This window comes from Lachnoanaerobaculum sp. OBRC5-5, from assembly GCF_000296385.1.
Lineage (GTDB): Bacteria > Bacillota > Clostridia > Lachnospirales > Lachnospiraceae > Lachnoanaerobaculum.
Map to the genome: position 1 here is coordinate 1,667,904 of NZ_JH815185.1, position 23,633 is coordinate 1,691,536.

Sequence of the window (23,633 nt, forward strand, 5' to 3'; positions counted from 1 at the left end):
CATATTTATTTAAAATAGTAGAGCCTGCTCTCGAAATCTCCCCAAAAATCTTTAAATAAGAATCCACATTTCATCAACATCTCTCCTGTATATTGTTCATTGGTTCCTTCCAAACAATATATCTTATCTTCATCTAAACCTTGCAGTTTTAATCTTCTGCTGTGACTGTTTGGAATACCACGTACCTGAACATAAGTTACAAGCGCTTCTTTTTTGTCTTTTGATACTTCCATATAGCAGTCATAATAACCGTTTTCAGAAAAAGATGCAATTCTATAGTAATCCCCTTCTCTAACTAAATCATTGTATTTGTGATACATCTTTGTCTGCTGTATAACCAACTCATGTTCCTTTTCCGAAAGTTTTGTAATATCCAATTCATAGCCAAATGTGCCTGCAAGTGCTACATGTCCTCTTGTCTCTAATGGTGTTATTCTTCCAACAGCATGATTTGGACACGCGCTAACATGTGATCCAATTGTTGACAAAGGGTAAATCAATGCTGTTCCTTCTTGGATTTCCAACCGTTCTATTGCATCCGTATCATCCGAACACCAAATTTGTGGACTGTAATAAAGCATTCCCGGATCAAATCTGGCACCTCCGCTTGAACAATTTTCAAGCAATAAATTGGGAAATTCTGTAATCAAACGCTCCTGCATCCGGTATACACCCAGTACATAGCGATGAAATAATTCTTGTTGTGAATCTTTATCAAGATAACTGCTTCCCAAGTCACTCAGCAGACGGTTCATATCCCATTTCACATAATCAATTGCCGCACTCCTTAGGATTTTTGCCACTGATTCATAGGCATAATCTATCACTTTCGGGTTTGATAAATCGAGTACATATTGCTGACGGCTTTGCGTTGCTTTTCTTCCTTTAATATGGATTACCCAATCAGGATGCTTTCTGTAAAGTTCAGAATCCGGTGAAACCATTTCAGGCTCAAACCAAATCCCAAATTTTAGCCCCAGCTTTTTTACCTCATTTACAAGATATTTCAGCCCTCTGGTAATTTTATTCTCATTTACAACCCAATCCCCGAGTGAGCAACTGTCATTATCACGTTTACCAAACCATCCATCATCCATAACAAGCATCTCAATACCGTCTTGCTTTGCAACTCTTGCAATATCCAATAGCTTCTCAGTATTAAAGTCAAAATATGTTGCTTCCCAGTTATTTATCAAAATCGGACGCTTCATGTTTTTATAAGGGCTTCTTATCATATGTTGACGATAGAAATCATGCAATGAGCGTGTCATTTTTCCAAGTCCTTCTCCTGAGAACGTGAGTACAACTTCCGGTGCTTGGAAAAATTCTCCTGCATGCAGATTCCGGCAAAACTCTTCCTGATTGATTCCCATTACCATGCGAACCGTATCAAACTGTGTTAATTCTATCTGTCCGATAAAATTGCCGGAATAGACAAAATGCATTCCATAGACTCTTCCATGCTGTTGAGTTGCTCCCGGTGTCACAAGTGCAATAAATGGATGCTCCTGATGACCTGATTCTCCCTTTGCAGAGCTTACCAATTGCTTTCCATAACATATCGGTCTACGCCGGATGTGTCTTTCTCTTGCCCATGCACCACAGAGTGTAAGCAGTTCAAAATTTTCATTATCCATATCCAAACAGGCACTGTAAATTTTTTCCAATCTTATATTCTCTTCTCCTTTATTTATTACTTTCACACTTCTGGTAATGATATCTACTTTTTCAAACACCGAATAAGAAAGAAATAATTCAATCTCCAAGACAGGATCTACACATTTAACAGTAAGTGTTGTCACATCTTCTTTATCAGCAAATGATGCCGGCAACCCTTCCAATTTCGCTTTTCCTTTAGTAATTTTATAAGATTTATAGAAGAACTCGCTTGCCATACATCCTGCCGCATTGCGAATATTAATACAGCTTTCACGAAAATCCCCTATTCCACCTGATGAATATTCCATAGGAAAGCGGTCAAGGAATGATAATTTTTCTCTCTCATTTTTTGATGGCGTATATGGTGACTCCTGTGTTCGAAGCAAATAATAAGCATCATCACCCTTTAGTCTTTCGCCATAATATACATGTCCTACATACCCTTCCGGTGTTATCCCAATCAAATATGATGTACTCTTTGTATCAAGTTTAAATATTCGGTTCTTTTTATTATATGATATAGCCATTCTTTTGCTCTCTTTCCTATACTTTGATTATTATAAATAAACCATACTCATTCAGTATTTTGCTTTGTGTACTGCTTGAAATTAATAACCACTGCATTAACTCTTGACTCCTCTGCTGCAAGAGCCATTAAGTGGCTTTCCACCGAAATATCAGCATTTGTTTTTCCCTTTTTACCTTCTCTCACCATTCTGACAAAGTCCTTCATCATACTCATATCACTTCCGCTATGTCCCTTTGTTGGAGTATGCAATTTTATAATTTCTTTTGTACCACTTACAAACTCTGTTACTTCGATTATTCCGGCTTCCATATCTCCTTTTATTTCACCTTTGGTTCCCATCAAGCGAATTCTTCTTGCACATTGATTTGTAAATGCCGTCATCAAAAATGATGCTGTTACCTGGTTTTCAAATTCAATTTCTACTGTCTGACGATCTACAACCGTATTGTCTGAATGAAAAACACATCTTCCATATGGACCTTTCTTCAATGCCTCCAGTATATGTTCTGAATCTGCATAATCGGTAACAGCATATACAAGCCCATCTTCTACCGCTTTTGAATGCTCCAGATAAAATCTTGGTGCATAGAACGGACATTCATCATGGTGACTGCATCCGTCCATGCAATATCTTGGTGCTCCCTCAGGTGCATTTCCCTCTGAAAAATATGTTAATCTGCCAAAAGAATTTATCTTATTACAAGAGCTGTCTGCAAGCCATAGTAAAATATCCATATCATGACAACATTTTTGCAAAATCATTGGACTTGACTCTTTTTCGTTTCTCCAATTTCCTCTGACAAAGCTATGAGCATGATGCCAATATCCTACTTCTTCAATATGCTGTATTGTCATTAATTGACCTATCTTTTTTTCATCTAATAAAGATTTTATCTTAGAAAAAAAAGGAGAATAACGTAAAACATGACATACTGATAAAATCCTATCATATTGTTTTGCCATCATCCCCATTTTTATTATTTCCTCTTTATCGGGTGACATTGGTTTTTCACATAGTACATGGTATCCTTTTTTCAGCGCCATCACCACCGGTTCATAATGCATTCTGTCCTGAGTACATATCATTGCACAGTCTGCTATTTTATCTCTTTTTAATATTTCTTTATATGATTCAAACTGCATTCCCTGTGGAATATTATGTTTTTTTGAAAAGGCTTCTCTCCTATCCGGATCCGGTTCTGCAACAGCTACTACCTTAAATTCATTTGGATGATCCAATGCATATTGAGAATACACATATCCACCTCTTAATCCTGCTCCTATTAAGATACATGTTACCTGTTTCATCTCTTTCCTCCATTTTTACGTGAAAGTATCTTGTTTTAAGTCAAGATACTTTCTCCATTAAATATTTTTAATTTTGGCTAACTATAACTGCCTATTATTCTTTTAATTCAATTTTAAGTACGGTATCTTTGTCATCAGGTAACGGATATGTAAATACAGGATCTTCTCCAAATGAAACAAATGCTATATCAGGATAAAGAGCGGTATTCCACGCTTCTCCACGTCTCACCTCACTTCCATCTGCCAAATAAGTTATTTTGTCCAATTTGTCCGGTACAATTCCGTACAAAGGCAATGCTCCCAATGGAGTTTCATACACATGCGCATAGATTGTATTCCCCTTCTGTGTATATCTTCCCCAATCCGGTTTTTCTAACTCTGATATACCGCATCCATATATACTTTCTTTATTTTTACTCATCCATTTTCCCAAATCCGTTAGAATATTTATACTTTCCTGTGGGATATTTCCATTCGCATCAGGTCCCACGTTCAAAATCATATTTCCACCTTTGCTTACGCATTCTACGAGCTTTCTTACGAGCATCTGTGGAGTTTTGTACTGATGATCAAATTTACAATACCCCCAATGATTATTCATTGTTGCACAAAGTTCCCATGGTATAGGTTCACCTTTTTCATCGCATACTCCGTTTGGAGGTATAATCTGTTCCGGACTTGCAAAATCACCACTGTAAATTAGCGGATGTTCTGTTGCAATACTTCCATGGCTTTCTCCTGAACCCTCTAATCGATTATCAATAATTACATCCGGCTGATATGAACGTACCATTTTTATTAATTCTGTTGCTTTCCATTTTTCTCCTGTCATGTCATCATAAGAGAAATCAAACCAAAGAAGATCCAGTTTTCCATATCCTGTCACGAGTTCTTTCACCTGTCCATGCATGTACTCCAAATAGCGTTCAAAATCTATTTCTTCATTTTCATAAGCCTTATTGTTTCTCATTGGATGCTGACGATCTCTGTATTTTGGGAAGTCCGGATGATGCCAATCAATAATTGAAAAATATAAACCTACTCTCAAGCCTTCTTCTCTGCAGGCGTCTACAAACTCTCTTACAAGATCTCTGCCTGCCTTCGTATTTGTTGCCTTATAGTCTGTAAGTTTGGAATCAAACAGACAAAAACCGTCATGATGCTTGGCTGTCAATACTGCATACTTCATTCCGGCTTCTTTTGCAAGTTTAACCCATTTTTTCGGATCATAATCTACCGGATCGAACTGTTCAAAATATGTCCTATACTCTTCAACTGTCATTTCCTTCTGTGACATTACCCACTCTCCACATGCAGGAATAGAATATAATCCCCAATGTATAAACATTCCGAATCTGGCATCCATAAACCATTTTGTTCTTTCTCTAATCTCTTTATTCATTAATCTTATCTCCTATCCTTTTACTGCTCCACCTGATAATGCTTCCAAAAAGAACTTACTGAAAATACAATACAATACCACCGGCGGAAAAATAATTACTACCATTGCAGAAAACAAACCATTGTAATTTGTATTAAATGATGTCGTAAAAGTAGAAAGTAATGCCGGAACAGTCAACTTTTCTCTTGTAATCAGTACAAGTGACGCCCAATAGTATTCGTTCCAGTTATTCAAAAATGCCAGTACTGCCGCTGTCATAATTCCCGGTCTTGCAATTGGAAAAATAACCATCAGCCATGTTTTAAAATACCCGCATCCGTCAATTCTGGCTGCTTCTTCCAACTCTCTCGGAATATTATTGTAATAATTTTTAATGACAAAAAAACTTACCGCTATTCCACTGCATGAATAAATCAGAATCAATGCCGCCCTTGTATCATACAAGTGAAGATTATTGATCAAATTGTATACAGGATATGTCAAGGCTGTTGCGGGAATAAACATTGTTGAGTACAGTAAAATATTTACCAATGCTTTGCCTCTGAATTCCATTCTTGCTACTACATATGCAGACATAGATATCATAACTACACTTATTAATACAGAAATTCCCGCTACAAATAAACTGTTACCAAAATATCTAAGCACATGAAGGTCTCGGAATGTCAAAATATATCCGTCTATACAAATAGAATCTGGAAGTTGAAATCCCGGTCTTGCCATAGGATCCTTTTTCAAACTTGAAAGCACAAGCCAAATCAATGGAACTAATGATACAGTTAATGCCCATATAAGGCATAAATATGTAAAAATCTTTGTTCCAATCGGCATATCTTTAACTGTTTTTTCTTGTTTAAATTTTTTCAATGTCCTTACTCCTCTCTAATGTTTTTCTTTTTTAGGTGACAAACTGTATACAAAGCTAACTACAAGAATGATGACCATTCCTGCCAGTATCTGTATCATTGCAACTGCATTTGCTCTTCCAAACTGAGTTCTCGGACTCGTAATGGCAAGTTCACGTATCACATAGCTTATACTATAAGTTCCTGCCGCTCCCTTCGTTAAAAAATAAACTTCATTATAGAGAAGGAATCCTGATGTTGCTGCAAGGACTGATACTGTTTTTAGTGTTCCTTTAATCATTGGAATTGTAATATGCAGGTCCTGTTTTAAACCACTTGCTCCATCCAGCATGGCAGCTTCTCTTATCTCCTCCGGTACAGCCATAATATTACCAAGAATCATTAAAGTCGTAGTACCTGTAAAGAATATATAGGCACATGTCATAGCAACAAATGCAGGTCCTTTTAATAAGAGTATGCTGTCAGAAAAGTTTTTATTAAACAAACGAATTATAGGATTGATAATTCCATAAGACGGATTGTATAATTGTAAAAAAATCACACCCATAGCAGCTGTTGATATCATATTCGGAATAATATAAACAACCCTTACAAATTTTATTCCTTTTACATTTCTGGATAAGGCTAAAGCAATTAATGTCGCAATCGGAATTTGTACAACTGCACCTACTATCGCCCATTTTGTTGAGTTTTTAAGTGCCTCCCAGAAAAATGGGTACTTGTTAAAAATATAATCATAATTATTCCACAAATCATTCCATCCAAAAAATTCAGGACTTGTAATGTTGGTATAATCCCACTTACAAAATGATGTTACAAATACTGTAATAATCGGATATAAATAGAACACACAAAAAACAAAAAGTGTTGGTGCCAAAAACGCAATAATAAACCCTGTTCTCCTTATACCTAATTTACTTTTTTTCTTTTTAGGTCTGTTTACCATCTCCAATTTCCTACCTCCTATTATAAAAGCCCCACAATAATGTTTTCTCATTAATTAAAAATGGGAAGGGACTGCTCCCCTCCCTTTTTATGTAGTCTTTTTTCAGATAACTTAACCTATCAATGCAAGCAATTCTTTCTTAAGAGATTCGAATCTCGTATCCACATCAGTTCCTGATACTGCACATTCCATTAAAGCATTTATAATTGCCTTATCAACATCAGGTCCCCATGTATAATTCATATCAATCACAACTGTATCTGCTGAATTAACCTCTGAGCATGCTTTTGCAAGTTTAATTGTTGCCGCATCACCATTCTTCTGGGCTAATGCATTAAGATCTACAGTTGTATTACAAGGATTAGCCTGTACTTCTGTAAATATCTTTTCCTGTACCTCTTTGCTTGTCATATACTTGATAAATTCAAGAGCCAATTTTGTTTTTTCATCGCTCATCTTATTGGAAACAGCAAGTCCGCCACCTGCTGATGCAATAGCTATATTACCCGGGAACAATGAAGGTTCGATAGAATCAACAAGTGATGCGTCTATTCCGCTTGCATTCCATACACCGTTAAACAAAACACCTACCTTGCCATTTGTGTTGAATTCAGCCATTAAATTTCCATTATCATCTGTTGTATGATCGGATCCGTTTGCCTGATCCAATTTTGCCGCTGTCTTAAATGCATTTGCAAACTCATCCGAGTTAATTATTTCTTCTGTAAGTTCAGATTCCAACATCTTCTTTCCATTTTCTGTTGAAGCCATTATGCTGTTTACTATATAGCTTGATCCCTGACCACCGATATAGCCATAGGTTCCATCATCCAAAGCTGATATTTTTGTCATTGCTTCTCCAAAAGAATTCCAATCTTTCAATGCATCTACAGATACCCCTGCCTTTTCAAAAATTGAGGAATTATACCAAAGCCCACGACTCTCAATCTGATCATGTACTGCATATATATGTCCGTCCATATCATGCTGTGTATAATTAAGCCCCACAGCATCTTGAAGTTTATTTTCATCAATATACGGTTTCAAATCATATACGAGGTTCTGTGAAATTGCTGACTGAGGAACTCCGGCTCCACCAACATCAACCATGTCCGGAAAAGATCCACCTGCAACCTTTGCGCTAACAATATCATCTCTGTTTTCTACAGGAATAGGTTTAAATGTCACTGTTCCATCTGAATGTGCCTTTGCAAATTCGTCGTAAATATCACGCATTACCTGTGCTGCAGCCCATTCACTTTTATCCTGATAATATCCGTGATAAAACTCAAGTACATTTTCATCGCTTACTGCTGTCTTTTTGTCTTCATCTGTTTTTCCCGAGTTACTGCCTCCACATCCGGTAAGAACAGATAAGCCCATTGCGGCAACCAATAATACACTCACTAATTTTCTTTTCATACCATCCTCCTTATTTTGTATTTAATGTTTTTCGGTATTTTATGCTTTTATTTTATTATCTTCTTTGCATATTTTAAATGAAGTAAATTTACTTAATCGTGTATTATCTTTACATATAAACAAAAAGAACATGTAAAATATTTACTATGACAGCAATATTTTACATGTTCTTTTAATCATCTGATTCTTTTATCTATATTATCCACCAACTCCTGCTTATCCATCTCATTTGTCAACACTTTAAAAATATTATCTGTAAAGTATTCTTTTTGTGATGCCGACCAAACATTATCAGGTATCTCAATTTTTCTTTCTGCATCCAGCACCAATGTTGATGCCTGATACATTCGCTTTTTTTTATTCTTATACTTTTCCAAAGAAATATTTGGATTCGCTGGAAATTGCTCTGTTCGTTCCAATATCTGCGTCTGTACTTTTTTACTGAGAATATATTTCAAAAACCTTACAGAAGCATCCTCTCGCTCTTTACTGCCACTCTTTCCCAGCACATACCCCAAACTTGCCGATTCACAGGACATCGATATCCCGTCGTTAGTGGGCAATAATGCATATTTTGCATGTATTTTTTCTGAAATCATAGGTGCTCCCCATACACCATTCACATAAATAGCAATTCTACCTTCATTAAAAAGTCTTGTTTCATCTCTATAGCTATACGATGTATTTTCAAATTTTGAAAAATGATAAATACTTTCCATCTTTTTTAAGGTGTCTACAAAATCCTCATCACTAATTTCACTTACGGAATCTTTCTCACTAAATAACATATGATCCATAAAGTATAGATAACCTTCTGCAGACGGCCTTAATGGCTTTACTTCAGTACTCTCTTCTTTCGACCATTCATTGATTCGATTGCACATATCAATAAATTCATTCCATGTCTCCGGTAGTTGCTTAATTCCGGCTTTTTCTAGAATTTCTTCATTGTACCAATATCCACCGCTCAAAGAAAGTACATCAACTACCGTATAAAGATCACCCGCTCCCGTTGTCCAATATTTTTTATTTGTTTCAGAAACATCTCTGTCAAATTCCGAATCTTCTTCTAAATATGGTTGAATATCCAATGCCATATTATTTTCGACCATAAAATTATATATGCTGTTTTCTCCCATTCCGCTAAAGGCAATTATATCCGGAGTATCTCCCACCATAATCATATCCTCAACTTTGCGTAATGTTTCATTTCTTGTCGGCATAGAAATCAATCTAAGGTTAATATCCGGATTCTCATTTTGAAACTGTTCATATATTTGTCTCATTGCAACATGATCAGTTTCTGTTCCACCCCATGAATGTATTACAGTGATTATTACTTTTTTCTTCTCTTTTTCACAACTGCTTAACATGCAACAGATTAGCAGTATCCACATTAATAAAAGAAGCTTTTTTACCTTATTCTTCATTTCCTTCCTGCCTTCTGTATTCTTTTGGTGACAGACCTGTAATTTTTTTAAACATCTTTGAAAAATAGCTGGCATCTTCTACACCAACCAATTCTGAGATTTCATAAGTTCTCTTATCTGTATTTATCAAATAATCTTTTGCCGCTTCTATACGTAGATTAAGAATTGTATCAAATAAGTTTTTTCCCTTCTTCAACTTATATACTCTACTCAAGTAACTGCTGTTAATATGTAAGTCCTCTGCAATATCATCCAGTGATAATTTTTTTTTATAATTCTGTTCTATATAATGATCTATCTGTTGTATTAATGATAGCTGCTCCAATAGGTCTTTTTCATTTTTTTCTATCTCTCTTTTCAACTGATTTAGATTTCCTATAGCCTTTTCAATTGCATCTGGAAGTTCATCCATGATTGAAACCTTTAAAACATAATCACATATACTATATTTAATTGCAGTTTTTGCATATGAAAAATCCGAATATGCAGTCAGGATAATAACTTGAGTTTCCGGATATGTTTCATATAAATATTTACATACATCCATACCATTTACTTCCGGCATTTGAATATCAGTAATTACAATATCCGGTTCCTCCTCTTCTATTTTATTTATTAACTCTTGCCCGTCATCAACAACATCTATCAGAACACAATCCATTTTTTCCCAATTTATTAATTTTTTCAGCGCTTCTCTAATGTATGCTTCATCATCTGCCGCTACTACTTTCCACATAATTTATGCCTCTTTCTACCGGAATTATAATTTCAATCTTAGTTCCCTTGCCTTTTTCACTCCATATTTTGAATTCATAATTATCCCCATACAATATCTGAAGCATTCTCTTTGCGTTCTCAAATCCCGTATGTGTATGCTCCACTTTATATGGCTCATCCTGAGTATTTACTCCAATTTCCTTTTCTCCCATCCCCACTCCATTATCTTCTACACAAATATGAAGCATTAAACTTCTATTTTCTTTTTCTGTAAATTCTTCATATAGTCTAACAACAATACTGCCTTTTTCTTTTTTTGGCTCTAAGCCATGAGATACCGCATTCTCAACCAGTGGTTCTATCAACAATCTTGGAATCATATCTTCATATATTCTGTCATCTTCCACATAAATATCATAAGACAACTTTTCCTGATACCTTTCTTTCTGTAAAAGAAGATAAAATTTAACAATATCTAATTCCTCTTTCACTTTAATCTTTATTTCTTTTTCACGAAAGATTTTCCCTTGCATTAGCTTTGAAAAGGCATTCAAACTTTGATACAGCTCCTCATTTCCCGCCATCTTTGCCTTAAGGCTAAGCATTGCCAATATGTTAAATTGAAAATGAGGATTGATCTGTGATTGAAGATACTTCACTTTGGATTGGGTTGCTATTAATTGCTTTTCATATACTTCTGTAATCAAATATTCTATCCTGTCTGCCATCTCATTAAACACAGTTCCTATATCATGAAATTCCTGAATGGATGAATCCTCTATTCTTGCATTAAGTTCCTGCTTACCAAATGCCTGTATACTTGAAATCATTTTTGTGACAGGCTTCGTAAATCGATAACTGACTCCATATGCCACAATAAATGTAAGTGCCAGAACTATTCCCAATCCGATCAAAAAAATAATCAATGTAGGACGAAGTATTGAAAAAATATTGCTTTGATCTACAGTTGTAATTAATCGAATGTCAAAACCGCAGACATCTGCATATCCTATAACTTTCTCGCCTCCAATATTTCGCCTTCCCGACCAAACTGCTTCTGTTTTACTTAGCTTATACATTCTTTCTGCTTTTTCCTCCGGAAAAAGCAGAAAATCATTGCCTGATAAAAGCATCCATGAACCGGCTTTATAATTATTTACATTTTCAAATACAGCATCTATTGCTTCCAAACTAATTTGAGCTATACCGATTCCTTTTTCTTCCATTTCGTCATCATAAATTCTAAAAAGTACATTCAGATTCTCTTTATCTGTTACCGAAGCATATCTATTACCATCTGCTTTAAACCATCTTTGCATACTTCGGTATTTGTTTTCTTCTTCCATTTCAAAAGCCAGTGTTGTGGCATAATAATGCTCATTAATACATTGATCATTATTATTAAACAAATATAAACTTGTAACAAAAGGAAGTTGTTGATTTACTCTATTTCTATCTGCAAATAATTCCATACTGTACGAAAGTTGTTCTTCCACCACTTTTCTATCAAATCCATTATTTTCAAAGAAATCATCCAGTAATATGTTATGTCGAATAGATATTGCTCCATCTGCTATAAACTGCATGTGAGACTGATACTGTTGAGTTGTACTTTTTAAAACGTACTCTATGTCTTCTTGCGTTTTTTGAAAAAAGAATGAAAAGAACACATAAAGAATAGCAAGTACAGCTGATAACAGAGTAAATGCTGATGTTCGTAACATGAGACTTGTCATTTCTTTTCTAAGAGTATACTTCTTTTTTACTTTTACTTTCTGCCACATAAACTTCACCATACTATCCCAAAAAGTTATTTTTTCTACTTTTAGTATTTTTAGTTTAACACACGCATACTGCTCAGTCGAGATTTTTTATCAAATGACGTTATCTCTTAATTTTAGAATGATAGAAGCCATATCCCATTTCTACCGATAATATATACGACTTGACTAAACATATAATTATAAAATCACACTAAAAAAAGATGGAAGTATCCTCCCATCCGCTTCATTTATACATTTTTATTTAATCATATTTTCTTTAATTAGTACAGCTTAGCTCCTGCCGGTATATGATTATCTACCATTATAAGGTGGAGCTCTTCGCCTTCGCCCTCTTTAAGCTCATTTACAGCACTTAAGAGCATACCGCATGATTCAATTCCCATCATTGCTCTTGGCGGAAGGTTTGTTATAGCTATAAGTGTCTTTCCTACAAGCTCCTCAGGCTCATAGAACTCATGGATGCCTGAAAGAATTGTTCTGTCCTTGCCTGTTCCGTCATCAAGAGTGAACTGTAAAAGCTTCTTGCTCTTTGGAACTGCAACACAGTTCTTTACCTTTACCGCTCTGAAGTCTGATTTTGAGAATGTCTCAAAGTCTACACTCTCTTCAAATAACGGCTCAATCTTTACATTTGAAAAATCTATCTTCTCATTAGGTGTAAAGAAGCCTGTATTTGAATCCGCAGACTCTTCATTTCCTGCATTAGCCGGCTTGTCAAGGCTCTTCATTGTTGGGAACACAAAAACTAAAGCAGTCTAAATCTTTATAAGTGATTATATCTATATTTTCAAACAATCGATTTATGTCTCTAATTTTATTATTCTACACTTATCTACATAAGTAGTCGCAAATCAGTCGCATACTGGTCGCAAGACATATTATATTAAACTATTAGTTTTTCTTTACTATGTCTTGCAAAAAACTCTTCGAAATTGATCAACTCAGATTTTTTTAATTCCTTTGTTGCTTCGGCATATATATCCATGGTGGTTTCAGCATCTGCATGCCCTAAAATCTCTTGCATTGCTTTTATGTTTACTCCTGCTTCGCACATTCTAGTGGTAAAAGTATGTCTCAAAGAATGATTACTAAACTTCGGAAGGATAATCACATCATTCTGTTTGTTCTTATCAAGTATCTCAAAATTACAATCTCTGATTATTCTCCTAAGGGCTTTGTTTAGTGTCCCCTGATGTTGAACATTACCAAAACGGTTTACAAAAATGAAATCGCGATAACCATCAACAACAGATTCACTCTTAACGCCACATTCTCTTTGATATTCTTTTTCCATGAGAAATGCTTCCTTTACTTTTGGTAGCATTGGTATACTTCTCTCACCGGCCTTAGTCTTTGTCGTATTAATAGCAAAAGTGCAACGCTCTTCTGCTCTTTTGTCAAAATACACTAAAGTATGATTAACATTGATACTTCCTTCTTCTAGATCAATATCGCACCATCTAAGACCTGTAATTTCTCCTACACGCATTCCTGTCCATAGCATTACAGTAAATACTGGATACCACCTATGATATTGTCCCTTCTTGCGCAGAAATGCTTCGAATATTTCCTGCTCTGAAACTGTTAATGCACGCCTCTTTTCTACTTCAAAGTTAACAGCTTTTTTGAGTTCTTTAAGTGCATTATCAGAAGGGTTATATCTAAGGTAGTCATCTTCAACAGCAATTTCTAAGACTTGATGAAGAACTGTATGAATACTATCAATTGTATTAATCTGAACATGTTTTTCTTCAGCTAAAAAGTTATAAAATCCTCTCACATCAGAACGCTTTAAGTCTGTAATCCGATTTTTTCCAAAATCTGGTTCGACAAACATCTTATACATGTACTTGTAATTGGAGAAAGTATTTTCTTTCAATCCCCTTTTTAGTTGAATCCAACTATTATACAAATCATTAACTGTAAGATTGTTCTTATCAACTTTTACACCATCTAATACATCTCGAAGAACATCCAGCTCCTTCTCTCTCAATTCTTCTAATGTGACAGCACTAATAGAATGCCTGTTACCTCTTTTATCTCTCCATTTGAATTCATATGTTCCACTACTTCTTTGATATTCACCTTCTTTCAAAACTCTTCTTTTATTATCTTTGCGTCTCTCTACTGCCATGTTTTGTGCTCCTTCCATAACAACAAAGAGAATATGCTCATCTACATTATACCGATACTCACATCTCTTTGTCTAACGAAAGATATCTCAATTTTTTTATATTGAATACATCTTCTCTAAGTATTCTGTAAACAATCTTCTCTTTATAAGTCGTTTATTTCCACACCAAATTACATAAGGACAGTTATCACTGTTGGTTAATTCTCTAAGCTTATTCTGTCCAATACCAAAATAAATGGCAGCTTCCTCAAGTGTAAGATTTACTTTTTCCCATATAGGGACTAACTTATTATTCATTTTTAAAATCTATCTCCCTAATTAAATTTAAAGTTTTTTGACATTAGTAGGTGCTTGGCAGCAACATAGGAATCTCACCTCCGCCTCTTGTTTAGACGAGCCGGCTTAAACTATTGAAGTATCATTATCATCACTTATGTCATGGAAATAAGATGCCACCCTTATCTTTATGTAATCCTATTGTTCGCTCCCTTTCTTATGTTTCCGGTCTATACCGGTGTCCATTGGAACTAATTCCATCATTAAATAGATAGAATCAGCAGAAAGATCTTGGCGTAGGTCATAACTCTCAATAAGTGAATAAAGTCCTACCTTGGTCTATTCAGTTGTCAAAGAACAAATCGCTTTCGCTATAAAGGGCTTTGCTTGCATCTTCACATAGAAAATTCATTCCTATATACAAGGTGTAAATGCCCTTCAATATACAAAGTGAAAATTCAAACTCTCTGTTAACCAAATGCGGAATTTTTTTCAAAATTTTTCAAGCCATAAGTAGAATTACCCAAAAACGAGGTTCTACATCCCCTGCCTTTAGAAAGCCAAAACAATCGCCTATAAAAATCAATTGAAAATAGAGCAGACAGAAATCCTTCTGCCTGCTCCTGCAAATCCTAGATAATATCTTTCAATAATTTCTTTAGCTTTTCGAATATCTTATTCCTTCTCTTTAGAAGAGCCGGTGCAGATATTTCCTTATCTTTGGCAATCGAACGAAGGGATTCTTCCTCATAAAATAGACGGAAAATGATTTCCCGTTCCTCATCATTTAGTTCAGAAATCGCCTCTCTCACTGCCTGTAACATCATCTGGGTTTCCACGATTTTCTCTACATTGACAGTCTCGTCCACCAAACTTTCCTCGCATGGATACTCGCTACTTAAATTAGAAAAAAAGAGCAACTTGCTTTTTCGGTCAAGTCGCTCCAAATAATTTTCTCGATTTGTAATTTGCCAATAATTTTGATAAATCTTCTGATCCACTTCTATCTTCTCGTTTCCAACGAAAATGTAATATTTCTTGTTCATGTTTTCCTCCGTTATCTTTTGAAATGTGTTTGCTCAAAAATCCAAAAGACTTCGGAGGGCTTCTAATTCTTTTCATAGTCCTCCCAAAAATGGGCATAAAAAAAGACCATAGGTTTTTCCTACGGTCTTTGCCCCAAAATAAATATTCAGTTTTTCTCCAGCATATCTACCTTACTATAAAGTTAGTTCATACACTGTCCTCTCTTTATCCACAATATGTCCGATAATACTCCGCAATCCGTTCGCAATGATTCCATTATTTTCAAAATTCCTCCTCCTTATCTATGCGTAAATATGCTCTCTATAGCAAAACTCTTTTTTCTTTTCATCACTAAGTTCTTTTAGAAGTGTTGGAAGTGCATAGCCCCAAAGTGCTATTCCCATAATCGCAATAGCCTCGTTTTTTCTCTGGTAAAATGCTGTCTTTTCCAATGCAACTTTTCTCATAATCTCTTCATTGGAATGTTTGTCGCAACTTAAATAGGAAAAATGAAGTATAGTGTAGTAGCATTTCCCATACACAGGATATTCCTTTATTCTCGCTAAAGCATTGTCAATAATTTCAATCAACCACTTTGTTTCAAAAATGTTTCTAACCCGAGACTCAAAATCTTCCAAGACTCTATCCGGAGCAAAGTTTTCAAGGTAAGAAAGTGCTGTTCCCAAATCACTGCCATAAGTTACTTCCTGCTCGCAAACAAGACATTGTGCTGTATTCTTTACCGCCCAAACAACATTTCGGTATATGGAAAGTACTGCTTTTGCTTTCATCATAGTCGGTAAAAAAGGAAGCTCATGGTTCTCATACATCTTTTCTAACTCTCTTAACATTTTTCCTTTTGCCAATTTAACATCACCCCTTTTTTAGCTATTTCCTTTAATCAACTCGCAGATTTAACATTGAATTTAAGTTTCTTAGGTGGTATAATAAGTGCACTTAAGTTCTATTAAATTATATAAAAGGAACTCAAGAATTACAAGTACTAAAATTCACATAATGCTTTCAGAAGTAAACTTTAGTACTATATGGAGGTTGAAATGAACTTTGGAGAGAAAATAAAGAACTATAGAATGGAGAATGACTATACGCAAGATGAGTTTGCCAAGCTTATCGGTGTAAGCAAAAGAACTCTTCTTCTGTACGAACAAGGAAAGAGATTTCCTAAACAGAAGGAAGTTTATGAGAAAATTGCAGAGCTTATGAACTGCGACTATAATTTTCTAATGGGCGAAGAAGACCTGTTTTTAGAAGAAGTTTCCAATAGATATGGCACTGGAGAGGTCGCAAAAGTCAGAGCTCTGGCAGATGGAGTAAGCAGTATGTTTGCCGGTGGAACGCTTCCGGAAGAAGACATTGAATCAGCCTTTCAAGCTATTACCCAGGCTTATTGGAAAGCAAAAGATATGAATAAGAAATTCGGAAAAAGGAAGAATGATAAAGGAGAATAATGGCAAACGATTGGATATACGAAAAAGCAAATGCTTTGGTAAAAAAATATTTTACTCGTGATCCTCTGGAGCTTACTCAAATTTTAAATATACATCTTGAAGAAATAAATAATACAACTGTTCTACTTGGTATGTATCAAATCATTCAAAGGAATCGTTTTATCTTTCTTTCTTCAAATTTGCACCCCAATATCAGAAAAGTTGTTTTAGCTCACGAGATTGGTCATGACCAGCTTCATAGAAAATATGCTAAGCAAAATGCCTTTCACGAAGTTTCAATATTTAGAGAATTAAACCACTACGAAATTGAAGCAAATATCTTTGCAGCCCATCTTCTGATTGACGATAAGGAAATTATCCGGCTTTTAGAAAATGGATTTGTTTCAGATCGTTCTCTTGCCGATGAATTAGGTGTGGAAATTAATCTTGTGAATCTTAAAATATCCGAACTGTACAAAATGGGAAAGCTCGGCTCTTCTCCCTGCACCATTGAAAGACCAAAAGCTGATTTCTTAAAGGACTATAATCCTATAAATTGTAGTGAAGTCCAATAATGAGCTGACAAACTCTATCCTTCAGGATATAACTATTACAAAATAAATACTCGCTTAATGCTTATTCTACAAATCATTCTTATGTAGCAAGCACAGTAAGTGTACGTACACTTACGGAAAATTGATGAAGCAGCCCTTTGGGAACTGCTTCTTTTTTTATCAATTTTTAGCTTGTTAGGGAGACCCTAAAACCCCGAAATACATCTAAAGGAGGAACTATCTATGGCAAATAGGATACGAAATGAACGACTTGAAATTAAGTTGACCAAAGAAGAAAAGGCTCTTTTTGAGGAGAAAAGAAAACTTGCAAAGTGCAGAAATATGAGCCGCTTTATCCGCAAATGCGTTTTAGAAAAGGAGATTTATCAAGTAGATTTAGATCCTTTTCGGGATTTGCAAGGCTTACTTTCCAATGCTACAAATAATATCAATCAGATTGCAAAGAGAGTAAATCAGACAGGTATCATCTATAAAGATGACATCCAAGATATGAAGAAAGAGATTGAACATTTTTCAAAAGAGTTGTGGCAAATTCACTCCCTGCTTATGAAAAGAACTTCTGAAACTGAAGGGGAATGACAATGGCGATTACAAAAATACACCCTATAAAATCAACCCTTCATCTTGCTATCGACTACATTGTTAATGGAGATAAAACAGATGAACAGCTTTTAGTCAGTACCAATAAATGCCACCAGTTAACCGCCCATACCCAGTTTTTAAGGACAAGAGAAAATGCAGGAACAAAAGGAACTGTTCTTGCAAGACATCTCATTCAATCTTTTTTACCGGGAGAAGCCACGCCTGAAATGGCACATCAGATCGGTCTTGAGTTATGTAAAAAGATTCTGAAAGATGAATATGAGTTTGTACTATCGACGCACATAGATAAAGGGCATATCCATAATCATATCATCTTCAATAATGTAAATATGGTTACCGGCAAGTGCTATCAATCCAATAAGAAAAGCTATCATAAGATCCGTTACCAAAGTGATAAGCTCTGCAAGGAAAATAACCTTTCCGTCATTGATAAACACTACGAAAACTATAAGAAAAAATATAAGACTAACGGTAAATCTTGGTATGAGAATGAACAGGCAAAGCGTGGAACTTCTTGGAAAAGCAGGTTGCAATTTGATATTGACAGAATGGTAAAACAGTCTAAGGATTGGGACGAATTTCTAAAGAAAATGGCTGAGCTTGGCTATGAAATCAAATACGGTAAGCACATTGCTTTTAAGCCAAAAGATAAGGCGAGATTTACAAGGACTAAAACAATCGGAGAAGATTATACCGAAGAAAGATTAAAAGAACGAATTGCAGAAAGAGAGTTTATCAAGACTCCCGACGTCAAAAAACGCATCGGCAATGTTATTGACATGAACTCCAATGCAAAGGTAAAGGAAAGCAAAGGCTACGAATATTGGGCAACCAAACATAACCTTCATACAATGGCTGAGTCTGTTATTTATATCAGAGAACATGGCATTAAATCCGTTAAACAGCTTGACGAGTATATTCAAAAAGCAGCCGATGAAACGCAAAATATACAAGAGAAAATCAAGACTATTGATAAGGAAATGCAGAAGCTTTCCACCACTATGGAGCAAGTTCATACCGTTAAAAAATATCGAGGATACTACAAAGAATATCGTTCTAATCCATCTGACAAGGCATTTTTTGAAGAGTACAAAGCTCAGATTACCCTATATGAAAATGCTCTCTCAGAGCTTAAAAAATCCTATTCCAAGCTCCCAAATTCAAAGGATATTTTAGCTGAGCTTGATAAATTACAAGAAAAAAAGAACAACCTTATGCAAGAGTATTCTTCCTCAAAATCCACTATGGACGAGCTTTATAAGATACGAAAAAATTACGGAATTTATATGGGTAAGGAGATGGAGAGATAATCTTTATCTCCTTTTTTAGTTGTAAAAATCGGATATTCCCATATTCTCCCAAAAGTGCTTTGACTGACAGTTCCTTATCTTCAAAAAGTTTGAAAATATGTTGCGGAGGTTTTGCGAAATACGCTCTTATGGATAAAGACCGTGTTTTTGTAAAACCTCAAAATCTAAGCTTTGAACAAGCGTCTGCTATTCCTATTTCTTTTGAAACTGCATTAGGGGCACTTCGTAAAGGGAATGTAAAAGCAGGTCAGCAAGTTATGATTTACGGTTCTTCGGGTGGCGTTGGTTTATATGCAGTACAATTAGCTAAAATCATGGGAGCAACTGTTACAGGTGTATGTAGTACCCGTAATCTTGAGCTAGCAAAACAAATGGGGTGTGATTACGTAATTGACTATAAAAAAGAAGATTTTACGAAAGTGCGGACAAAGTTTGATGTAATCATAGGTGTGAATGGCTGTAATTCCATGAAAGACTATAAACAGATTTTGAAACCAAATGGAATTTTTATAGGTGTAGGAAATGTAAAACAAGTAACTAAAGCACTTTTTCGTTCGTTTACATCAAGGAATTTTTCTTATTTTGCTGGTCCTATGATGCCCCAAAAAGATTATTTATCTTATGCAAAAGAACTGGCAGAAACGGGTAAATTGATACCTTATATAGACAAAATCTATTCTGTCAAGGATACAAAAGAAGCCATTCGTTATATTATAACTTCTCACGCACAAGGGAAAGTCGTTGTTTCTATGGATTTTGAATAACGGGAAAACTCCTAAAAATCTGAACAAGAGAAACAGTAATAATTATCAAAATAACAATTATATCGTCAAAAGAGGTTCGTACAAACATTTTGTTTGATACGAGCCTTTTGTTTTTTATCAACGGTATAAACATCATTTTTTATGTTGTTTATATAAGTTAGCTTTCAGCAGAAAGGAGGTGAAATCATGGAAGCATCTTCTTTTGAGAAATCTGTCTGTTTACAGTTTAATGCTTTAATGATGATTGTGATTAAAGGTACATTGTCAAGTCATAGAAGACAAAGTGCAAGACGTTCTAAACATGAAGTCTTGTTTTGTGAATTGTCTGAAATGAAACGTATGGAAAATGGTACAAATGATGAATATTTTTCCGATTTTGTATCGTTTCAAGTTATGAATTTTACAATCCGTGTATCTGATGAAGAACTAGGTACAGCTTTACAAGAATTGACCGAAAAACAGCGTACTGCTATCTTGTTGCATTTCTTTCGAGGCATGAACGACAGAGAAATTTCAGAATTGTATCATGTATCACGTTCCACTATCAATAGCAGACGGGATAGAGGGCTAAAGAAATTACAAAAATTATTGAGCGAAAGGAAGTAGAACGAATGAAAAAAGATTATGCTTATCCCTCTTATGAACTCATTTGCAGAGCGACTAGCGGAGAGGAAAAGGCAGTCAAAGAAATATTAGATTTTTATAACGCCTATATCTTCAAAGTATGCTTACGACCATGCTATCATGCAAATGGTACTGTGCATATGCAAGTTGATGAAGAACTAAAGGGAGAAATCCATGCGTAAATGATGAAAGCTTGAAGTTTGAAATCAGAGTAAAGTAGTCATTTAGCATGAACAAAGGGAGATACACAGCTTTTCATGTGCTATCTCCCTTATCGGTTTTATTGTCATATCAAGGCTCATTCAATCGTGGTAAATGCATGGTAAAATGAATGTCTTTGCAATTATGAAATTGCTTATAGATGTAGTGTTTATGCAGATAATTCAAAAACTCATATAAAAGGACATATAAAATTTCAGACTCTCTATTTTTGCTTAGTTCGGCGTTGTTTTTTGCGCTGTTTCTGAAGTGCCAGCGCTTCTTTAGCAATAATACCAAGGCTGAGGCTGACAATACCTAGTCCCAAAAGACCGTAGATCATGGTAAAAATCTTTCCCAAGGCGGTCTTGGGCGTAAAATCCCCATAGCCAATGGTGGTCAAGGTCGTAAAGGATAAATAAAGGGAGTCCAGCACGGCTAACTTTTCCACCATCGTATAGAAAACCGTACCCAAAACCAAGAGGGAGGCTAAACTGGCTAAAATCGCCTGCCCCTCTTCGCTTTGAAAAACCTGACGGATGATTCGAAATAAATGTTTAAAACCAAAGATGAGCGAAAACATGGAGACCCTTTCTACAAATGATGTTAGCTGATAATCCTCCCGAACCTTAGTAGGATGTTTTTCTTCATAAATCCAGTTATAAAGATTCTGTCTAGTAGGATATCCCAATATCCTTACTGTCTCTGATACAGATTCTGTCTGATGATGTAGTTTAAGTGCGATTTCTTTTTGTTGTTTTGAATACACAGATAGGCTCCTTTCGGAGCCCTATGGTAATACAAGCTTGTATATCTGCAATATTTCTGTTTAGGTACACATAAGCATACAAACTCTCCCAGCATAAATTCAATGCCAAGGCAACAATAGGCATCGCATAAGTTCTTTCTTATTCATTGCACAAACACCTTATTTCGTTTCATTATATCATTTTTATTTGCATTTGATAGCCTTTCCCATCTCTCCGGCCGCCTTAAATCCCTTACGAGCTAAGAAAACAGCTATAATTTCATTAATGACTGCTGCAGCCGCAATTGTACCTCGAACAATGTTTCCATATTGTCCGAAATCTCCCTTTAATGCCGAAATAGCAATACCTGTCATGACAAGAGATACGCCGGAATGAGGCAAAATGACCAGCCCGAGATATTTTTTTACCGTAGCAGGGGCGTGCGAAAGCTGTGCACCGAGAGCCGCTCCGCCTATTTTTCCTGCTGCGCGGGCAATAATGTATACTGCTGTAAAAATTCCTGCCCCTAAAATGAGATGATAATCCAGCGGAGCACCCAGATTCAGAACAATCAATGCAAAGCAAGCGCTGATGCTCGGAGTGCAATATTTCATAATATCTTCCAGCTTTTTTTCATCCAGGATATTTGCAAAGGTTGCGGAATAAACCATACCGCTCAGCATAAAATTAAGGACTGGAACAGGCATAAGGTAATGGTTGGCAAGTGCGGTCATAGCCGCTGTAACAAGCACACCGGCAAACACCGTGATTGCACAGACTTTTTCTGACCTGATTTTTTTCATAATAAAGGCTGTGATGCCTCCGGTTATAAGACCAATCAAAACCGGGAAAATAACGATCAGTATAATCAGATATTTTGGTACAGAGCCTCCCGAGGTAATCGGAAGGATGAAACTCATAACAAGCAAAAATACGCAGATTGCCAACACATCGTCAATTACCGCCAAAGGTATCAGTGTCCTTGTAACAGGTCCGTCTGTTTTATATTCTGACACAATGGATAACGCCGGTGCAGGTGCGGTAGCTAAGGCAATACCGCCAAAAATCAAGCCAAGGAAAACAGGGATATCCATAAAATAAAAAATAGCAGAAAACGCAAGACTGACAACAGCAAAAGTCATGAGTGACTGCGCCAAAGTAATCACAACAATCTGTTTACCGGAAGAACGCATCTTTCGCCAGATCATTTCACTGCCCAGCATCAGCCCCATACCGCATTCCATGAGCTCAATCAGTGTATGATACATCGAGTTATCTAAAATATCTTGTGTCAGAAGATTTACTGCATAGGGCCCTAAGAGCATTCCCGCAATTAAAAAACCTAAAACAGCGGGCATTTTAAATTTTGCTGCCACCTTCCCGGCGATTACTGCCAATAGCACAACCGTCAATAAACGAATTAACATTTCAAACATTTAAATAGTCTCCTTCTTCACAACGCCAAACAAAAAAATATCCATAATCACAGCTTCACAGAAAATTTTCTGATACAGCGGATTTTCATGAAAGAATATCATTCTGGTCTTATAGTACTGTGAAAGACATTCCTTCAAAGAGCTTGATTCTGTTTCAATGAATATATGATTTTGGATGTATTCTTTTAACTGTTCAAAGCATTCCTCCACACAAGCAAGGAACAACTCATCTTTTGATTTGAAATAATGATAGATCAGTCCCTTTGAAATTCCCTGTTCAGAATCATAAATGTTGTTCACAGAGCTTGCACTATATCCTCGTGTAGCAAATTCAAGCAACGCATTGTCCATAATTTTTCTTCTTGCTTGTATTTTTCTTTCTTCCTGTCTCATCTCATACCTCAATAATTGACCATCAAGTCAATTA

General features: G+C 35.7%; 23 protein-coding genes and 1 pseudogene. 7 read left to right on the forward strand and 17 right to left on the reverse strand.

The window, feature by feature from the left end; translation table 11 throughout:
* Nucleotides 1–5 precede the first annotated feature (5 nt).
* The 14 genes and pseudogenes from HMPREF1135_RS07945 to HMPREF1135_RS08010 form a co-directional block, all read right to left on the reverse strand.
* On the reverse strand, nt 6–2,186 hold the full coding sequence (locus HMPREF1135_RS07945) for an alpha-galactosidase (RefSeq protein WP_007593948.1): 2,181 nt from the start codon (nt 2,184–2,186) through the stop codon (nt 6–8).
* Nucleotides 2,187–2,233: 47 nt separating this feature from the next.
* Nucleotides 2,234–3,496 (reverse strand): Gfo/Idh/MocA family protein, encoded by a 1,263-nt coding sequence (locus HMPREF1135_RS07950; protein WP_007593951.1) that lies wholly within the window; start codon nt 3,494–3,496, stop codon nt 2,234–2,236.
* 94 nt (nt 3,497–3,590) lie between these two features.
* Nucleotides 3,591–4,898, reverse strand: coding sequence for an alpha-L-fucosidase (locus HMPREF1135_RS07955; protein WP_007593953.1), 1,308 nt, complete (start codon nt 4,896–4,898; stop codon nt 3,591–3,593).
* A 12-nt stretch (nt 4,899–4,910) separates the two neighbouring features.
* Nucleotides 4,911–5,765 carry a carbohydrate ABC transporter permease gene (locus HMPREF1135_RS07960; RefSeq protein WP_007593956.1) on the reverse strand — a complete coding sequence of 285 codons (855 nt, stop codon included), beginning with the start codon at nt 5,763–5,765 and terminating at the stop codon, nt 4,911–4,913.
* Between the two features lie 15 nt (nt 5,766–5,780).
* Complete coding sequence (locus HMPREF1135_RS07965) at nt 5,781–6,710, reverse strand: carbohydrate ABC transporter permease (protein WP_007593967.1); 930 nt, start codon at nt 6,708–6,710, stop codon at nt 5,781–5,783.
* A gap of 111 nt (nt 6,711–6,821) precedes the next feature.
* A complete protein-coding gene (locus tag HMPREF1135_RS07970; protein ID WP_007593969.1) occupies nt 6,822–8,132 on the reverse strand; it encodes an ABC transporter substrate-binding protein in 1,311 nt (436 codons plus the stop codon).
* Nucleotides 8,133–8,308: 176 nt separating this feature from the next.
* Complete coding sequence (locus tag HMPREF1135_RS07975) at nt 8,309–9,562, reverse strand: extracellular solute-binding protein (RefSeq protein WP_007593971.1); 1,254 nt, start codon at nt 9,560–9,562, stop codon at nt 8,309–8,311.
* A complete protein-coding gene (locus tag HMPREF1135_RS07980) occupies nt 9,552–10,298 on the reverse strand; it encodes a response regulator transcription factor (protein WP_007593973.1) in 747 nt (248 codons plus the stop codon). The genes HMPREF1135_RS07975 and HMPREF1135_RS07980 overlap by 11 nt, the downstream gene beginning before the upstream one ends.
* Entirely contained in the window at nt 10,273–12,063 is a 1,791-nt protein-coding gene (locus HMPREF1135_RS07985) for a sensor histidine kinase (protein WP_034243040.1), read from the reverse strand. Before HMPREF1135_RS07985 ends, HMPREF1135_RS07980 begins: the two co-directional genes overlap by 26 nt.
* 260 nt (nt 12,064–12,323) lie before the next feature.
* A pseudogene (locus HMPREF1135_RS07990) lies at nt 12,324–12,809 on the reverse strand (lysine--tRNA ligase); the annotation flags it as partial.
* A 137-nt stretch (nt 12,810–12,946) separates the two neighbouring features.
* A complete protein-coding gene (locus HMPREF1135_RS07995) occupies nt 12,947–14,197 on the reverse strand; it encodes a site-specific integrase (protein WP_007593978.1) in 1,251 nt (416 codons plus the stop codon).
* 96 nt (nt 14,198–14,293) lie between these two features.
* A complete protein-coding gene (locus HMPREF1135_RS08000) occupies nt 14,294–14,494 on the reverse strand; it encodes an excisionase (RefSeq protein WP_007593981.1) in 201 nt (66 codons plus the stop codon).
* A 611-nt stretch (nt 14,495–15,105) separates the two neighbouring features.
* Nucleotides 15,106–15,519, reverse strand: coding sequence for an RNA polymerase sigma factor (locus tag HMPREF1135_RS08005; protein ID WP_007593983.1), 414 nt, complete (start codon nt 15,517–15,519; stop codon nt 15,106–15,108).
* A 282-nt stretch (nt 15,520–15,801) separates the two neighbouring features.
* Nucleotides 15,802–16,365: a hypothetical protein gene (locus tag HMPREF1135_RS08010; RefSeq protein ID WP_198006707.1), complete on the reverse strand. Its 564-nt coding sequence runs from the start codon at nt 16,363–16,365 to the stop codon at nt 15,802–15,804.
* A 192-nt stretch (nt 16,366–16,557) separates the two neighbouring features.
* On the opposite strand from HMPREF1135_RS08010, the gene HMPREF1135_RS08015 reads away from it, so the two are divergent.
* From HMPREF1135_RS08015 to HMPREF1135_RS08045, 7 genes are all read left to right on the forward strand, one after another.
* On the forward strand, nt 16,558–16,968 hold the full coding sequence (locus tag HMPREF1135_RS08015; protein WP_007593988.1) for a helix-turn-helix transcriptional regulator: 411 nt from the start codon (nt 16,558–16,560) through the stop codon (nt 16,966–16,968).
* Nucleotides 16,968–17,522: an ImmA/IrrE family metallo-endopeptidase gene (locus HMPREF1135_RS08020; RefSeq protein ID WP_007593990.1), complete on the forward strand. Its 555-nt coding sequence runs from the start codon at nt 16,968–16,970 to the stop codon at nt 17,520–17,522. Before HMPREF1135_RS08015 ends, HMPREF1135_RS08020 begins: the two co-directional genes overlap by 1 nt.
* Before the next feature lie 222 nt (nt 17,523–17,744).
* The gene (locus HMPREF1135_RS08025; protein WP_007593992.1) at nt 17,745–18,101 is read left to right on the forward strand and encodes a plasmid mobilization protein; all 357 of its coding nucleotides are present in this window, start codon (nt 17,745–17,747) and stop codon (nt 18,099–18,101) included.
* 2 nt (nt 18,102–18,103) lie between these two features.
* On the forward strand, nt 18,104–19,435 hold the full coding sequence (locus HMPREF1135_RS08030) for a relaxase/mobilization nuclease domain-containing protein (RefSeq protein WP_034243045.1): 1,332 nt from the start codon (nt 18,104–18,106) through the stop codon (nt 19,433–19,435).
* 128 nt (nt 19,436–19,563) lie between these two features.
* Entirely contained in the window at nt 19,564–20,199 is a 636-nt protein-coding gene (locus HMPREF1135_RS08035) for an NAD(P)-dependent alcohol dehydrogenase (RefSeq protein ID WP_007593996.1), read from the forward strand.
* Nucleotides 20,200–20,385: 186 nt separating this feature from the next.
* Nucleotides 20,386–20,805 (forward strand): sigma-70 family RNA polymerase sigma factor, encoded by a 420-nt coding sequence (locus HMPREF1135_RS08040; RefSeq protein ID WP_007593998.1) that lies wholly within the window; start codon nt 20,386–20,388, stop codon nt 20,803–20,805.
* A 5-nt stretch (nt 20,806–20,810) separates the two neighbouring features.
* Nucleotides 20,811–21,005 carry a helix-turn-helix domain-containing protein gene (locus HMPREF1135_RS08045; RefSeq protein WP_007594005.1) on the forward strand — a complete coding sequence of 65 codons (195 nt, stop codon included), beginning with the start codon at nt 20,811–20,813 and terminating at the stop codon, nt 21,003–21,005.
* Between the two features lie 242 nt (nt 21,006–21,247).
* Here the strand turns inward: HMPREF1135_RS08045 and HMPREF1135_RS08050 are convergent, their stop codons facing one another.
* From HMPREF1135_RS08050 to HMPREF1135_RS08060, 3 genes are all read right to left on the reverse strand, one after another.
* On the reverse strand, nt 21,248–21,790 hold the full coding sequence (locus HMPREF1135_RS08050) for a potassium channel family protein (RefSeq protein WP_007594008.1): 543 nt from the start codon (nt 21,788–21,790) through the stop codon (nt 21,248–21,250).
* Nucleotides 21,791–21,973: 183 nt separating this feature from the next.
* Nucleotides 21,974–23,206, reverse strand: coding sequence for a cation:proton antiporter (locus tag HMPREF1135_RS08055; RefSeq protein ID WP_007594010.1), 1,233 nt, complete (start codon nt 23,204–23,206; stop codon nt 21,974–21,976).
* Nucleotides 23,207–23,599: a TetR/AcrR family transcriptional regulator gene (locus HMPREF1135_RS08060; protein WP_007594011.1), complete on the reverse strand. Its 393-nt coding sequence runs from the start codon at nt 23,597–23,599 to the stop codon at nt 23,207–23,209. It lies immediately after the preceding gene.
* Between the last annotated feature and the right edge of the window lie 34 nt (nt 23,600–23,633).

Excerpts from the sequence above, each read along its gene's own strand:
- HMPREF1135_RS07965 (WP_007593967.1), bottom strand. The coding sequence starts at position 6,710 with ATGGTAAACAGACCTAAAAAGAAAAAAAGTAAATTAGGTATAAGGAGA.
- HMPREF1135_RS07985 (WP_034243040.1), bottom strand. The coding sequence starts at position 12,063 with ATGTGGCAGAAAGTAAAAGTAAAAAAGAAGTATACTCTTAGAAAAGAA.
- HMPREF1135_RS08000 (WP_007593981.1), bottom strand. The coding sequence starts at position 14,494 with ATGAATAATAAGTTAGTCCCTATATGGGAAAAAGTAAATCTTACACTT.
- HMPREF1135_RS08045 (WP_007594005.1), top strand. The coding sequence starts at position 20,811 with ATGAAAAAAGATTATGCTTATCCCTCTTATGAACTCATTTGCAGAGCG.
- HMPREF1135_RS07970 (WP_007593969.1), bottom strand. The coding sequence starts at position 8,132 with ATGAAAAGAAAATTAGTGAGTGTATTATTGGTTGCCGCAATGGGCTTA.
- HMPREF1135_RS07955 (WP_007593953.1), bottom strand. The coding sequence starts at position 4,898 with ATGAATAAAGAGATTAGAGAAAGAACAAAATGGTTTATGGATGCCAGA.
- HMPREF1135_RS08035 (WP_007593996.1), top strand. The coding sequence starts at position 19,564 with ATGGATAAAGACCGTGTTTTTGTAAAACCTCAAAATCTAAGCTTTGAA.
- HMPREF1135_RS08040 (WP_007593998.1), top strand. The coding sequence starts at position 20,386 with ATGGAAGCATCTTCTTTTGAGAAATCTGTCTGTTTACAGTTTAATGCT.
- HMPREF1135_RS08030 (WP_034243045.1), top strand. The coding sequence starts at position 18,104 with ATGGCGATTACAAAAATACACCCTATAAAATCAACCCTTCATCTTGCT.
- HMPREF1135_RS07945 (WP_007593948.1), bottom strand. The coding sequence starts at position 2,186 with ATGGCTATATCATATAATAAAAAGAACCGAATATTTAAACTTGATACA.
- HMPREF1135_RS08025 (WP_007593992.1), top strand. The coding sequence starts at position 17,745 with ATGGCAAATAGGATACGAAATGAACGACTTGAAATTAAGTTGACCAAA.
- HMPREF1135_RS07995 (WP_007593978.1), bottom strand. The coding sequence starts at position 14,197 with ATGGCAGTAGAGAGACGCAAAGATAATAAAAGAAGAGTTTTGAAAGAA.
- HMPREF1135_RS08020 (WP_007593990.1), top strand. The coding sequence starts at position 16,968 with ATGGCAAACGATTGGATATACGAAAAAGCAAATGCTTTGGTAAAAAAA.
- HMPREF1135_RS08055 (WP_007594010.1), bottom strand. The coding sequence starts at position 23,206 with ATGTTTGAAATGTTAATTCGTTTATTGACGGTTGTGCTATTGGCAGTA.
- HMPREF1135_RS08015 (WP_007593988.1), top strand. The coding sequence starts at position 16,558 with ATGAACTTTGGAGAGAAAATAAAGAACTATAGAATGGAGAATGACTAT.
- HMPREF1135_RS07980 (WP_007593973.1), bottom strand. The coding sequence starts at position 10,298 with ATGTGGAAAGTAGTAGCGGCAGATGATGAAGCATACATTAGAGAAGCG.
- HMPREF1135_RS07975 (WP_007593971.1), bottom strand. The coding sequence starts at position 9,562 with ATGAAGAATAAGGTAAAAAAGCTTCTTTTATTAATGTGGATACTGCTA.
- HMPREF1135_RS07950 (WP_007593951.1), bottom strand. The coding sequence starts at position 3,496 with ATGAAACAGGTAACATGTATCTTAATAGGAGCAGGATTAAGAGGTGGA.
- HMPREF1135_RS08060 (WP_007594011.1), bottom strand. The coding sequence starts at position 23,599 with ATGAGACAGGAAGAAAGAAAAATACAAGCAAGAAGAAAAATTATGGAC.
- HMPREF1135_RS08005 (WP_007593983.1), bottom strand. The coding sequence starts at position 15,519 with ATGAACAAGAAATATTACATTTTCGTTGGAAACGAGAAGATAGAAGTG.